The sequence below is a fragment of the Halobaculum sp. MBLA0147 genome (assembly GCF_041361345.1).
In the GTDB taxonomy this organism is placed as follows: domain Archaea; phylum Halobacteriota; class Halobacteria; order Halobacteriales; family Haloferacaceae; genus JAHENP01.
The window spans coordinates 179336-193810 of sequence record NZ_JBGKAD010000004.1 but is presented as its reverse complement, the minus strand read 5'-3'; the positions used below and the strand labels follow the sequence as shown (position 1 = coordinate 193810).

Annotated in this window: 8 protein-coding genes; 1 reads left to right on the top strand and 7 read right to left on the bottom strand. The window is 55.6% G+C overall.

Annotated features, from left to right (window positions below; genetic code table 11):
* Positions 1 to 28: 28 nt before the first annotated feature.
* The 6 genes from RYH80_RS18745 to RYH80_RS18720 form a co-directional block, all read right to left on the bottom strand.
* Positions 29 to 916 (bottom strand): PH domain-containing protein, encoded by an 888-nt coding sequence (locus RYH80_RS18745; RefSeq protein WP_370905621.1) that lies wholly within the window; start codon positions 914 to 916, stop codon positions 29 to 31.
* Complete coding sequence (locus RYH80_RS18740; RefSeq protein WP_370905620.1) at positions 909 to 3998, bottom strand: hypothetical protein; 3090 nt, start codon at positions 3996 to 3998, stop codon at positions 909 to 911. The genes RYH80_RS18745 and RYH80_RS18740 overlap by 8 nt, the downstream gene beginning before the upstream one ends.
* Before the next feature lie 4 nt (positions 3999 to 4002).
* Positions 4003 to 5166, bottom strand: coding sequence for a TraC-like domain-containing protein (locus tag RYH80_RS18735; protein WP_370905619.1), 1164 nt, complete (start codon positions 5164 to 5166; stop codon positions 4003 to 4005).
* A 119-nt stretch (positions 5167 to 5285) separates the two neighbouring features.
* On the bottom strand, positions 5286 to 8600 hold the full coding sequence (locus RYH80_RS18730) for a TrbL/VirB6 family protein (RefSeq protein ID WP_370905618.1): 3315 nt from the start codon (positions 8598 to 8600) through the stop codon (positions 5286 to 5288).
* A gap of 276 nt (positions 8601 to 8876) precedes the next feature.
* The gene (locus RYH80_RS18725) at positions 8877 to 10904 is read right to left on the bottom strand and encodes a DUF8186 domain-containing protein (RefSeq protein WP_370905617.1); all 2028 of its coding nucleotides are present in this window, start codon (positions 10902 to 10904) and stop codon (positions 8877 to 8879) included.
* Between the two features lie 4 nt (positions 10905 to 10908).
* Positions 10909 to 11361, bottom strand: coding sequence for a hypothetical protein (locus tag RYH80_RS18720; protein WP_370905616.1), 453 nt, complete (start codon positions 11359 to 11361; stop codon positions 10909 to 10911).
* 105 nt (positions 11362 to 11466) lie between these two features.
* On the opposite strand from RYH80_RS18720, the gene RYH80_RS18715 reads away from it, so the two are divergent.
* Positions 11467 to 11991, top strand: coding sequence for a metal-dependent hydrolase (locus RYH80_RS18715; protein ID WP_370905615.1), 525 nt, complete (start codon positions 11467 to 11469; stop codon positions 11989 to 11991).
* 15 nt (positions 11992 to 12006) lie between these two features.
* On the opposite strand, the gene RYH80_RS18710 is transcribed toward RYH80_RS18715, so the two are convergent.
* On the bottom strand, positions 12007 to 14385 hold the full coding sequence (locus RYH80_RS18710) for an ATP-dependent DNA helicase (protein WP_370905614.1): 2379 nt from the start codon (positions 14383 to 14385) through the stop codon (positions 12007 to 12009).
* Between the last annotated feature and the right edge of the window lie 90 nt (positions 14386 to 14475).

The following is a 14475-nucleotide window of genomic DNA, read 5'->3' as shown; positions in this document are numbered from 1 at the left end:
CGCTGTGGGGTCTTCTTCAGAGGGTGTGTCACTCGGCTGATTGTGCTTTATCTTTCCGTGAGTTGATCGCGTTAGCTGCCTTTTGTGGGTTGCGTAGGATTCCGGTCACAACCTCGGGTCCCTTGTCGCCTGACGTTGAGATTTTCACTTTCCCGAGGTTCAGGAGCCTGAGTCCAATCCGTTCTCCGTGTTCGACGTTTCTGATGTCGCTGAAGCCGGTAGTGAATGGTGAGGGATTAATATAGCCCTTAGTGTAGATCACTTTCTTATCAGTGACGACGAGCCACTGATACCGTCGGTTGATGAAGTCGATGATTGCGAGAAGACCTGTGAACACGAGGATGAGCGCTGGGACCGCAGCGAAAATGTTCGGGACTTCTGCCCACATTGTGTTAGTTTGTGCCACAAGAGGTGTATTTGTCCCAGCAACGACCAGCCTGATAAAGTTGGCGCAGAGAGGGATCACGAATGCAGCGGCGACGTAGAAGTACAACGAGTTCACAACGCTTGGATAGCCCGCGTATACGATGTCGCTATCGATCTGGCCTGCTGGCCAGCCAAGGGATTCGATTGGTCCTCTGGCTGAGTTTTTCGACTCTGTAGACGAGTCCTCCGGTGTCCCTGAGTCGGATGATGAATCGAACTCAGTGGGTGACGCGACAGCAAAGTCGCTTCCACCCTGTGTTGTACCGTCTGACGTCTCACCGAAGTCAACAGTGTCTGTTCCATCAGTCTCGTCAAAGCCACGATCGCCGTCTGGGATGCGCTCTCCTGATCGTGAGTACCCAGTGTCTTCTGTTGGATCGCGCCCTTCGGTGAACTCCGGAGAGTCACCGGTGTCGTCAGGGACGGCAGATTCTGGCTGATCAGCGGTGCCTTGATCTGGAATCCGAGGGGAGTCGCGTTCGTCACTCATCGTTGGCTTGCGCTTTGAGGATTTCAATAACCATCTCTTCTTTCGTCTCGATGCTGTTGCCTGTCGCAGTTCCTCCTTCACCACTGAGCATGGTTTTCAGTGTCTGCTTGTTCTGGTCAAGCAGGTACTCAATATCGTCGCGTGAGAACTCCTCGGCAACCGGATGGTCGTACGGTGATTGTGGTGTGGTCGATCGGTCGGTGTTAACTTGCGGGTCAGCGTCGTCCGCTTCGGCTGGGGCCTGTGTGTCCTCAATCGCTTCTGCCGTGTCTGACTCGGGTGCGGTGGACTCCTCATCGTCTTGTAGTTCCTTTGAGATGAGATTTCTAATTGCCATTGTACCTGTCTCAGTGTCTTCAGTGTCGGATGACTGATCAACTGGTTTCGATGACGCGGCACGAACCTCCTCGACCTGTTGCTTGAGGGCAGCCGCAACGGATGTCGACCGCGACGGAGAATTGTCCGAGCCCGGTTGATCGTCACTGGGGGGTGTGGGTGATCGATCGGACGCACCGTTTGTCGCGACCGCTTCTGCTGACGGCGTGTCAACTGCTGCGGTGGGCGGTGACTGCGAGTTGTCAGTGCTCTCCTGGTCGGAGTCAGGGAGAGCATCAACCAAGTCACCGACTGTGATATCCTCAAGCAATTCGAGGAGAACATCGGGATCAGCCTCTGCGAGGACACTCGCCTCGTTCCGTGCGCGGGAGACGATCTGGTCTCGGAGCTGGTCGTCAAGCTCGTCGAAGTCCTCCACCTGCGGCGCCGTCGACTGATTGTACTGATCAAGAAGACGACGGATTCGGATGGACTCCGGTTCTGTCACATCGTCTTCGGTCCAGTCTGTCCCTTGGTTCCAATCAAGCACCGCCAGTTCGTCTTTCGTCGGGGTGTGCCGTATCCGGTGGACACCTTTGTCTTGTACCTGGAGGAGGTACTCAGCGTAGTTTGTCGCCGACTCTCCACGTTCGAGTTGACGGATGACCTCGACTTGTTCGCTGGTGAGGTTGAAGTGTTCGCGAGCGACGTCCTCGTCAGGGTTGTCCATCGGATGGAAACACTTCACCCCACATTGCTTCTGGATCACCTCGGGTGCCGACATCTCGTCTGCACTGGAGTCGTACTGGATGAACTCCTCGAACGTCTGCGTGATGAACTGCAGAGAGATGTCGAAGTGCCGCCCGTGCCGTGTGAGTTCTTCGAAGAACGCGGCCGCTTCGACGTTGTCGAACAGCTTGTGCACTTCGTCGACGGTGATTCGGACCCAGTTGTTGGTGGCTTTTGCCTCCTCGTAGATCTGTGACAGCGTCAGGTGCAACATCAGTCCCATCTCTGTTGAGCCGGCCTCTAGGTGTCGGAGATCAAGATACACTCCTTCTGAGAGATCTACTTCCATCTCCGACCGCCCGTACAGGTTCTTGTACCGGGACTCAAACGGCATCATCGCGACGCTGAGGTCTCGTGCGAGTTCTCGTACCTTATCCACCTCGACATCAATAGCTGTCTCGGCGTAGTCCTCCGGGTTTTCGATGATATCTTGGATGACCTCTTCCCGGTGGAACTGTACGGTCGGGCTCTCGTTTCCGTGGGTCCGGGGGTCTTTTGTGATCCCTTTTCGGTTGTAGGCTTCTCGGACAGTGTAGGTCAAGAGCCCGTAGTGGAGTTCGTTGAGCGTTGTCTCGGAGCCGCCGATGAGCTGGAACGCACGCTTGTAGAAAGTAACAACGTCGGTGAGCTTCTTCTCGAATGGGGCGATGACATCCTCGGTTGCCTCGATGATGTGATCGGGGAGTTTGGTGATACGGAAGGGATTGAATTTCTCATCGCCCATGATTGTGATGTGCTCGCCACCGAGTGCGGCGTTCACGCCGTCAAACTCGCCGAGTGGATCGATCACTGCGATGTCGAAATTGTCGTAGTTGATGGCAGTCCGGAGATCGAGGACGCCTGCGCCGACGGACTTCCCTGCGCCGATGTCGCCTGCTCGAAGGATGTGGCCCCCCTTATTCCGATTTTGTATGTCAAGGAAGATCGGTGTGTCGTACGTTGCGTTGGTGCCCATCAACACTCCTTCCTCTTCGAAGATGGAATCATTCATGAACGGGAACAGCGACGCAGCGGCGTTCGATCCCATCGGTTGCGTCCGCTGGTTCGTCCGGTGAATTGTTTCTTCAAACCCCAGTGGAGCAGAGTCGCGTAGGCCTGCCAGTTGCGTGCCTGGTGGCCCCTCAAGTGTCATCCCTGCCTGATCTTCAAGATGAGTTCGGAGGCGGTCTTCAGCGGTATCGAGTTCGCTGTGAGAGTCGGCGTACAGTGTGATGACGATCGCGACGTCGTACAGAGTCTGTGTGCCGCCGTGTCCCACTTGTTGCTTGAGATGTTGGATGGCTTCTTGTTCGCGACGGTCTGCCTCGGGATTGTCGTTGGCACCCGACAAAGCGCCATTCACTCTGTCGTCGAACTGTGATTCCTTTCGAGCTAGGTAGGTTTCGGCATCGGATGTGCTGTACGGACGGAGTTTGATCGTCGCGTCAAAATCGAGACTGGAATCAGTGATTGCCCCGTTCAGTGAGAATTTTGGCGGATTCCGCTGGTAGCCGGTTACGATGAGAGTTCTGGTGACGGTGTCATCAGCGATCTCGACTGTCTTGGTTCCGGGGGCGAGACTATCTGGCGCGAGGAAGGCATCACCAGCTGTTTGACCTGTGAAATCGTAGCCAGCGCTGTCAGTGAGCGATCCGTCTCCCCCTCGCCAGTGGTTCCATTTCTCACGGAGCCCTGCAAACCCACTGGAGAAATCTGGTCGTTGGTACCTGTCGGCGGACGGGTCCTCTCCAAGTGGTGGCGCACTTTCCGAGTTGGTAGATTGATCCGTCGAGTCCCGAGAGAACCGGGAGCGGAGGCGAGACAGAAGCGACGATGACTCATCATCGGAAGTGGTGTCGGAAGCAGTGTCAGCGGGTTTGGGCTCACCCGCAGGTGGCGGTGAGTCTGCAGGTTGGTCTGACTCGACTGTGGAAGGTGTTGAATCGGAACTGGTCTCACCGGATGTGGGCTCTTGTTCGGGGTGTTCTTGTTGAGACATTGGATCAGTTGGTCGTGTCCTCACCGGTCGGCTCCTGGTCCAACACGCCGGTGCTCACAGCGTTGCCGTCTGGTACGGTGACGGTTGTGTTCGTCCTAGTTGCGTCTCGCCGGAGGTGTCGACGGATGACAGTTGCGAATTCGTCTTCTGAAATCGCACGTGCTTCGATGTCGTTCACGCGCGTGGCTTTCGCTACCACCGACTTGATTTGTGTATTGAGTTCTGTCATCGCGTCAGAGAATGTCTGTTCTTCTGTTTTTCTGCGCGCGTCCTTCCCGATGATCCGGCCAATCGTGGAGTCGGGATCAATCGAGCTAAACATTCCTGTCTGGTCAACCTCTTCATTTCCGATCTCCTCGAGATCGACCCATGCAACGACGTAGAATCGCCGGTCAATGAAGCCGTCCTCGCCAAACTTCTCGGAGATGTGTGATTTCAGACCGGCTGTGAGTTCTTGGAGGATCGGCCGGTTTGCGATGTCTGTATCTGATTCTCTTTCACTAAGTCGGGAGATTTGATCTTGTGGGTTGAACTTCTCCCCTGTCACCAGGATGTCGAAGTCGTCGTCGTTCGTTGCGAGAGCGCGAGCGAACTGTTTCAACACGAGGTTCTTGTCTGAGGAAATTGCACTGTCTCGCCCAGTCACGCGAACGTATCCAACAAGTCGATTGTCGTCAGTGATAGCGACTTTCTTTTTTGGGAAGAGCCGCTTGACTCCTGTGAGTTCAGGTGTCGTTTGCTGGTCTCGGTACGGGAGCACATCGAAGACTCCACTGTCCGTTGTTGTGCCGCCGTCCGGCCGGAGGTCAGCATCTCGATCGGCCTTCCGAACCTCTCCGATTGGTCGGTCCGGTGATTCAGTATCGGCGTCGCTTTTCGGGATGTAGTTCGGTGTGCGGATGAGTTTGAGAAGCTCGACTGCTCGAGCTACGAAGTTTGCTCCCCGCGGGACACGCCAGAAGATGAGTCCATCGATAAGGAGGATACTCACCCATAGTCCGAGCATCTCGAAAAGGCCGAATACTCCGAATATAGCAAGAAACGATACTCCAAGCATTGGGATGAGCAGGAATACGACGATCTCTTCAAGTGTTCGGCCGAGCACGATATACTCAGCCCGATCAATACGTGTGAGTATCTGGGTCCTGCGGCTCTCTGCCTCCGCCATTACTACGTTGACGGAAACAGGCTGTGTAGTTCAATGTTTGGGGTTCGAGAAGACTTGTTGGTCTGAGTGACCTGCTCACGAGAGGTCGTCTAGTTACCTAGGGTGAGGTGCTAGGGGGATCAGACTTCGTCGGCCAGTTTAATGTCGTCAACAATGTCTGAGTGGTCATTGAGCCGCTCTAGGGCGATGTCATCAATGACGAGGTCAGATACGAACTCTGTATCGGTGTCAATATCGAGATCGGTGTCGTTGTCGGTGTACTGTTTGGCTGCTTCCCCGGGATGTGCAGCTAACAGTGTTGGGTCTACATCATCAGGAAGCTGCTCGAGATTGACATTGTAAGAAATTTTATCGGTATCTGTATGGGCCCGGGATAACCCACTAATATTGGTCTTGTTGAGGATCTCGCCGTACACACTAACAGCCTGTTTCGACTGAGGTGTTATTTGCACTGTACCCTCCTCGCTGTTTGGCATCGTGTGGACCGTATTTGTCTTTGACGGGTGGGTTGTTGTGTCGGACGTGTAGTCAGTCGGATTCGTGAGCCTGTTTCCAGACACGTCTAGAGCCATTCCTACTGCGTCGTTTGACACGTACGTCCTCTCGTTAACAACTTCTTCTCCGTCTGTCCCTGTGATCGAGACAAATCCTGACACCCCTGATGGGACGTCCATTTCGACCTGCCCGTTGTCCGAAGCCTTACGGAGGTCTTTCCAGCTGCTGATCTGCCCTCCCGCGATGTCGCTCTGGAATTCTGCAACTGCCTCATACGGGAGCGTGTGCTTGTCGGGGTCTATCGTCCACTTCTTACCTCCCCCAGATCCTTCCACCTCTCCGTACGCAGAAGGATATGTGTTCTGGCTGACTCGTACCCATCTGTCATTCGTCACGTCATGAACGCCGATATCAGTGTCTCTGAAGACAACTTCATCTGGATTCCCGCCAATGGCCTCGATGTGGTCTTTGTACTGTTGGCGCAGTTCACCCGTATTGGCCTCTGTGTTGCCGGCATAGTTCATCGAGATCCGTTCGTAGTCCTTTGGGTCTGCGTGAACGCGTTCCCCGTCTTTATTGACTCGTAGCTTTCCTTGAGACCAAGTGGATGCGTCATCAGCGGCAAGGATAACGCCATTTTGTCCAAGGATCACTTCTGTCCCATCATCAGTCGTTGTTTCGATGGTGCCCCTCCCATCGTGACCCTGACTGGCAAAGTGCTGAGCCATCTCCTTGTCAGCATCAGTTTCGACCTGGTCAAGTGGGAGATTTTGCTCCATATGCCCGAATGTGGCTTCAGGATCGGGTTTATCTGCCATTGTTGTGTATCCCCCCTGAGTCGTGTCCTTACCGTCGCCGATGTTGTCATCTACTGCGGTGGGTGTTGGTCTGTCTCCCACGCTAGTTGTGTGCTGGTCAGGTCTCGTACGGTCTTGACCTGTGCCTTTTTCGTCACCCACTGGGGGCTCCTCCTCTTGCTCGGGTTCCCTTGCTCCTGTCTTTTTCTGTCGGGGTTCTCTCTGTAGTGAATCATCTTGCGGCTGTTCTCCCTGGGGAGGATCCTCGGGTGTATGCTCACGACCTCCTAATCCCCACCCGATCATTCCTTTATCAATACCGTCTTTATAATCCGGATCGTTCAGTAGTTCATGGGGGTCTTCGTCCTCTGGAGGGTCCGGATAGGCTGGGTGTTTTTGCATCTTTTTTCTGAGTTCATCATCGTCTAACCCCGCTGCGGAGATCGGCTCTTCTGGATCGATTTCAACGCCACTCCCACCAGTGATGTCAGAGAGCGTGTCTCGAATCGAATCGACAATGCTTCTCGAGTCGTCTTCAGGACGACCAGGTGAGCGGTCCGTATCCGTTGTCCGTGGGTCGATTTGGTCTTCAGGGGTATCCTCTTCGAAGTCACTGGTCAGTCCGTTGAGGTCGTTGAAGTCGCCTGTGAGATCGTCGTCGCGGTCTGCTGCTTCATCTGTGGGGTCTTCATCACCCGGGAGACCTTCATCTTCATCGGTCAGTAGCCCTGCCATATCGTTCGCAGTTTCCGGCTCATTATCGTCTTCTTGGAATACTCCTTCATCGTCTTCGAACAGTGCTCCTGCGAGACCCTCCCTCTGTCTCCGACCCTCGTCAGCGCCAGCTAAAACGCCAGCTGTAGATCCATATCGGGAGCCCATTGAAAGGCCCCGGACGGCCCCTCCTGCCCCACCGAGCGCGAATCCTGCCCCGGCGGTCAGTGCGACAGTGCCGGCTGCCTTCATGCCTTTGAGTACGATCTTGCCTGCCATGCTGGCTTTGAGACCAGCGTACGTTCCTGCACAGAGGGCGATCGTGCCGACGATGTCGGCGAGGGCGGGTTTGATCACCCCAGTGTTAAACACCCCTCCACCCACGCTCACTTGAAGCGATATGGTAAAGCCGACTGCGAGAGCTGGGAATAGCGGGTAGTACAGGAACGGGACGAGACGTTCTGTTCCGCTCAAGAACGAGTCTACCACTGGGATGTTACCCGGTGCTATCCACTTGACGATGAGGAGCGGCCAGAGGTAGTATAGGAAGATCATTCCAACGAATCGAATGACATTCGCTAGGAAAGCGAAGAACAGCAAAATGAGCAGGACAGACTTCAATATGAATATTGGAAGGAACGCGGCGTTGATGAGAGGGTTCAGTGAGGATACACCGATGACGCTTCCGAGTTGATTCACTTGAGAGCCCGTCGACGGGAGGAAGGCGCCTACGAGAGAACTGACCAGCCCGACAGCGAGGTCCCACGTGATGTCGGGGTTTTTAACAAAGATCATCGCGAGGCCTGTTTTGATCGCAACCAGTGGGAGTTCTGATGCGGCTCCGCGGATCCACAGGCGGGTGATCTCAAACATCGAGTAGATCGATACTAGCGATAAGCCCAGAATGATGAATAGTTGGTGTGCGCCTAAGTCGACACCACCGAAGTTGACTAGTGTGCTGCAGTAGGGGTTTGAGGGAAGTTCCGAGGTAAATGGCTGAGTATCGGCGTAATTCGGGGTGGTGAGCCCGACACACACTAGTGCTGTGTACAATTGATTTTTGAGTGTTGCACCTCCACTCGTAACAAGCCCGAGGATACCGGCCTGAAAGCCCTGTGCGAGATTGATGCTGACTTTTGGTTGGTTATCGAGAAACTTTCCGAGGCCGGATAAGAACCCACCTCCTGTCGAATTTTGGGTAGTATTCGTTGCGGTGCCTGTGGGAGTTGGTGTGTCTCGTTGGTTTGGCCGTGTCTCTTCCCAACCACTGGCTGCTCCAGGGTCCGGAGCAAGTGAGTGTTGACCGGTGGTGCTTGTGATCCCTGGTGCTGGTTGGACGGCCGCGGCGTGCGCTGGGGCCAGAGCAAGGAGGATGACGATGATTCCGGTGAAGGTGGTTTGGGTGGAGAGACGTGTCTCTCTCGGCATGGCGTATTGCTACCCCGTTGTCAGTGTACCATCATATGATTTTCCCCTTTCGCTAGCAGTCGTTCCACGGCCAGTAACCCGGCCGCTAACGTCTTACCAATCAGTTTGAAGCCGCCGCCGTGTGTGATTGGTAAGACGCTCGTCGAGTCCTCTACTGCCTAATCAGCCAGTCCAGACGTTCTAAGTGCTTGTTCTAGGACCATATCGGCCAGTATAGAGGGCTGCAACCGATAGGGGTAGAATCACAGAGAACTCAGGACAGGCGTCGGACAAGGATCAGTTCACGATGTCAAGTATTGCGGTCACGACGGTTGTGAACGGGTTGAGTGGTGTCATAAGTTCAATGAGGACGAGCATGAAGCCTGCTGTTGCTGCTGCTGGGCCAAATCCTGACCAAATGAGCTCGGCGAGTGTCAGGACGCGGGCGGTGAAGACTCCCCACGTCTGAGTTGCTGGCACGAAGACCTGTTTAGTTGTAGTGGTGTAGCGGACTCCTTCGTGTCCGAACCGACTCGGTGCTGCGAGTGCTTGCGGTGATGGGACCCCGTCTCCGTCAAGCTTGACTGTCATCGGTTCGCCGCCGTATCGGGACTGGTTGACGTAGAACGTGAACGGCTCGCCACCTCGAGTGTTCCCGGTGGTGTACGTTGTCCCGTTGATACGAACCTCAATCTCAAGGATTCGGTCGTAGGTGGTGATCAGATCTCCTCCCTGTGTCCGAGGATAGACGGTGAACTTCACCTGATCTGAGTTCTGTTGTTCGGTTGTGTTGACGCTGACGACGGGATCTCTCACCTGCCCGGCTCGGTCGACGGAGGTGTTGATCAGGCCGAACGGTGTCCTGTACTGCAAGCCCTGCGTCAGTATGATCTCTGTGATTCCTGGGGGGATTCGGACGACATACGAGTCTGCAGTTGTCGGCTCGGAGTAGGGCGCCCACTGCGGAAAGTACCCCCGTGCGGGCGAGAGTGTCTCTTCATCACCGGTGCCAATCACTTGTGGAGAGACGACGCCGCTTTGGGAGACTCCGGTTTTCAATGTCAAGATTGCTTCATCCTGTTTCGGATACAGGTGACGGTCAACTGGAGTCGGTGGCTCCTGTGGATTCCGAATTTCCCCGCTGGGGGTATGAAGAACGGTTCGCGCGTTGATAGCGTCCCGTGTTCGAACGACCCCATACGGGAGATCGAGAATCCGCTGGTCTGCCGTTTCGATCGCAGTTGCGCCGTCTGGTGGGTCTACGAGGAGGTATGCCTGCGGTTGGTTCTGATAGCTGATGATTGCTGCGCGAGGGCGTTCTGGACTGTACGACCTGAAGGTCAGAGTATCAGATGTGTCCTGAGTAAAGCTGAACTTGGAGGAGTTCGTTGTCTCCCAGCCATACTCGATACACCTCGGCGGTCCAGATGGCTCATCTACTGTTTCTGTCGGGGCGGGTGACGCTGTTGAGTCCGGGGTCGGAGTGGCAGTGCTACTGCTGTTTTCACTAGTTCCGTTTGATGGGGTACCTGGCTGTGGATCAGGCTCTGGATCGGCCCGTTGTACGCAGGTGTACTGTTGGGTAGTAACGGTAACTGTAGCCGAGATATTATGTATGAATCGAACAGTGTTATCGCTTCCAAACGCAGTCACAGGGACGCTGAAAGTTGGATCTGGGTTTACGCGTGTATCTATCGTGTTCCCGTTGAGCCTGATTTCAGTTCTTGCCGTCACCTCGGTGACATCCTCGATAGTACGTTCAGCCCCTGGAGTCGGGTTTTCAGGAGTGTCGGTCGTGGGTTCTTCAACCCGATAGTCGGCCATCACACGAACCTGTGGGTTCTTGCGGACATCGACAACACGTTTGACTCCGCTCTCTGTGTGGTATAGAACCCCTGAATCAAATCCGTCGATCCAAGCGTATTGTCGCTTAATGTAGACCCCATTTATATACTCTGCTCCAAGTGGCCTTACGCTCGTGGATCTTGACGTGTTCTCTGTGTTGGCGTATGTGTAACTATTGTATGCCGCTGATCCCTGTCCAATCGGGCTGAAGAAGGGGAGAAAGTCAAGCGTTTGAGAGTTTCCACCGGTTGTCGTGAGTTGCGGCCCGTAGGGGAGTAGCTGAGGATCTGCTACCGCAGTGAGCCCCCAGAGCAGTTGATACACTGTTCGGTCGATGGGAAGCTCCGTGAGATCTGCCCGTGGTGGTTGGAACTGATCGTCTACCGGTGTATCAGCAGGAGCGATTGTCGCGGTCGTCGTCGCGGTAAGGAGAAGGACGACAATTACTACTCCACAGAGGGCGAGCCGTCGTGGAACCACTGCCCTAGAGGAACGTGGTGACGACCGTGATCAGTTCCTCGTTGACCGGCATGATCGCGCCGCTAGCGTTGTTCAACGCGACCGATTGCTCGATCCGGTCGGAGATGGTCGGCCACTTTGAAATCACCGCGGCGAGAAGAATGCCGAAGGTGAGTTTCCCCATTGCCTGGATGGGGTCTTGCCCGCCCTCAGACGAGAGCATAATCGACACGAGGTCTTTGCCGCCACTCACGAGTGAGCCGAACGTCAACAGACTGGCCAGGAGGATAGAGGCCCACGACTCCCAGGTGTTGAGGGTTTGTCGAAGGTTCTCGATGAATCCTGCAGCTGCGAGTGCCGGGTCAATCGCGATGAGCACGCCGGCTGCGATCACTAGGGTTTGAGCCCACGTTGTGACAGCACGTGGGGAGACTGCGTGTTTCATCCTGCGGACGATGGGGTGTGTATCGTGTGACATGGGTGTCTCTCGGGGTGGGGGTCCCCCGTCTTGTAGGTGTCTCATCACCCACGTTATTCTCTGTGAAAAAGAAACTTCTGGTGTCAGTCCATACACCCGGGTAGGATGCTTGGAATTGGCCATCAGTCGCTGTCGACAGGGATTGGTATCTTGATCGCGTCAGTTATGATCGTCGCTGGAGTGCCATTACTCGGATTGGCTGCAGGATTCGTCATCGTGAGCGCGGCCCGGATTCCAGACGCTGATCGGAATCTCCCGTTCGCGACGCATCGCGGCCGACTGCACTCGCTCGGCGGCGCTGTTGCGTTTGGCCTCTGCTATGGGGTGTTCTACAGTGTCGTTGGACTGCTCTTGAGTGACATCATTCCTGCCACGTGGAATCCTGTCGGGGAGTTCTTCATCCCGGTTCTCGCGATTACTGGGTTTCTGGCGGGGACCGTTGGTGTGGCGATCCACCTCGCCGCCGATGTCGTCTCAAAACAGGGGATTCCGGTCTTGTGGCCGCTTCGGAGTGAGACGTATGCACTTGAGTGGACGACGGCAGCGAGTAATCGCCTGAACACGCTTGGGATGCTGATTGGTGGGGCTGCTGGCCTTAGCGGTGTCGGGCTTGTGCTGATGACGCTGTGAGGTGGTGTTCTCAGATCAGTGCGTTTGCCAGAACGACGCGACCTGATCATCAACTGCGTCAGGCGAAACAGGGACTCCGTTCTCGCAGACCGACTGGGGGATATAGGCCTGATACGTCGGGTCGGAATACCGGCTGTCGATGAAGGCCCTGATCCCGACATCGTCGTCTTTCCGGATGACACGTCCGATCGCTTGTCGGGCCATCCGCACCGCTGGTGGGATGAACGCAAGGTTGAATCCAGCGTCGAACTCCTCCTCATACACCGCTTGGATAGCTTTGTTCAGTTCATCGGACGGATTGTCGACGGGTATCCCAATCACGGCCGCCGCTGCGAGCTTGTCGCCTTCGTAGTTGACGCCCGTCGTGAGTGTGCCTCGCATCGATGTGGTCAGTACTTTCGGGCCGCCGGTGAAGAACCGCTCTTTGAGTTGTTCTGTTTCGGCTTGGGATGATGACTCGTCAACGAGGACTGGCTTGGTGATGGCTCCACTCCGCTCGAGGTACGTTCCGAGCCAGTCAGCTTCCCCGTACGACGGCAGGGCTAGGAGGACGTTCCCTGGGGTATTGGAGACAAGGCCACGGGCTGCCTCGACGACATCAGCTCGCGCTTGTGGTAGTGTCGTCGATGGATGTGGGTCGTACTCGGTGTGGCTGCCTCGATTCTCGTACGTGAACGCTTCCGAGCCGACGAACAGTGTGGACCGGTTTTCAGGTGGGAACGGCAGCGTGTACTGTGAGGTTTCGATCGGGCGGTCGATGATTGACTTCCCGATCTCGCTTTCGAAGACCCAGAATGGAGAGAGGGTTGCCGACATCAGCACACCGCCGCCGAACTCTTCGAGTTGGGAGAGGACGCGAGAGCGTGGGAGCGTGTTGTTGATCTCGAGTGCGGCCCGGTGCGTTCGCTGCCATTCAAACGATGGATTCTGTGGCGGATTCGATCGCGGCGTGAGAGTCACTGTTCGGTGGTAGTTCATGTTCCCGCCGTTGGCCCACAGCTCGAATAGCTGGCCGACCTCTGATGTGGCGAACGGTGGGTTAATATCAGCGTATTCCGTGAGGAAGCGGTCGATTGTCTCGCCATAGTATCGTCCGTCGCCCCACGCGACCGTATCCATCTGGTTTTCCGCTAGCCACTCAGATACAAGATCCGTCTCCGCTTCTGTGGGGTCTTGAAGAGAGAGTGTTCTGTGTTCATTAGGCGTTAGTTCATCTTCCTCGGGGTGGTTCAGTCTCGACTGAACCCAGTCTCCTAACTCACTTGGGAGAAGCGTACCTGATTTTGCGAAAGTCCTGAAGCCGCCTGGATGTGCTCGGCTTCTTCCAAGGCTGTTTAATAGGGGGTCTCCGAAAGTGCCGTTCACCCTGGTTTCTATTTCGTTGACCAGTGCGTCGGTCTGTTCTCCGGCCTTTCTGAGTTTCCAGAACGGAACTTTCCGGCTTGCCATATCCCTGAGCGAGGGGATGAGCTCGTGTGCTTCGTCGACGATCAGAAGCGTTGTTGACTCGATGACCTTGTCAGTCAACCCATTTATGACGTCGGGGTTGAACGCATGAGCGTAGTTTCCGATCACGATGTCGTTGCCTCGGACGCTCTGTTTCAGTCCCTCATGTGGGCACGTTCCTTGCTCGACCGACTCGTTCACGATGTCTTGAGGTCTCGTGACCGGACGACTCGACCCGCCGGGTGGCGGGCTCTCTCCTGATTTGTAGCCGGCGTAGTAGGCACAGTACTTCGTATCGTCGTGTTCATCTGGCATTCCCCCGAACCGCATTGCCTCCCTGGTTGCAGCGTGGTCGTCTGGCCGGTCAGCTGGCCATGAGGGCGTGTCTTCAGAGATGGCGTCCTCTTGAAGTTTGGTTGCGACCATCTGCCGTTCGACGCCACTGTAGGCCTCACTGATGAGTTGGTTCGTGTTCGCCTGGAGGGTTGAACAGTCGTCGTAGATCGATTGCGGTGACGACGCCCCACTCGCAACGAGGGGACAGAGATCTGCTTTTCCGACGGCTGTAATACTCTGCACTGGCCGGAGTTGTTTCTCGTGCGCTGGAAGTGGGGATGTATCGCGGGCATCTGCCAGACTGTCGTTGATCGCTTCGATATCGGATTCGAACGCTCTGATCTGCTGTTTCATGTTGGTGACCACGAGCGTTCGTTGGATCGGGGTCTGCTTCGACCGCATCAGTGCGACCGCAGCTGTCAGTGCGAGGAGTGTCTTCCCGGTGCCACATGCACCTTCGATCAAATGGTAGCCCCTGTCTCCCACCACGTCGAGTGTTGTCGAGATTCCCGACTGTTGTGCCGGATACGGATTGGCATATGGAAACGCGAGAGAGACGAGTTCGGACTGAGAGGCCCACGGCTGTGATTGTGAGGAGTTCGGGCTCGCCATGTGCTACGTCTGGGTAACCGGAGTAGGATGAAAACCGTTGCCCATCGCGGAGAGGTGTGCTGGACCGCTTGCGACGTGGTGGCTGCCGGA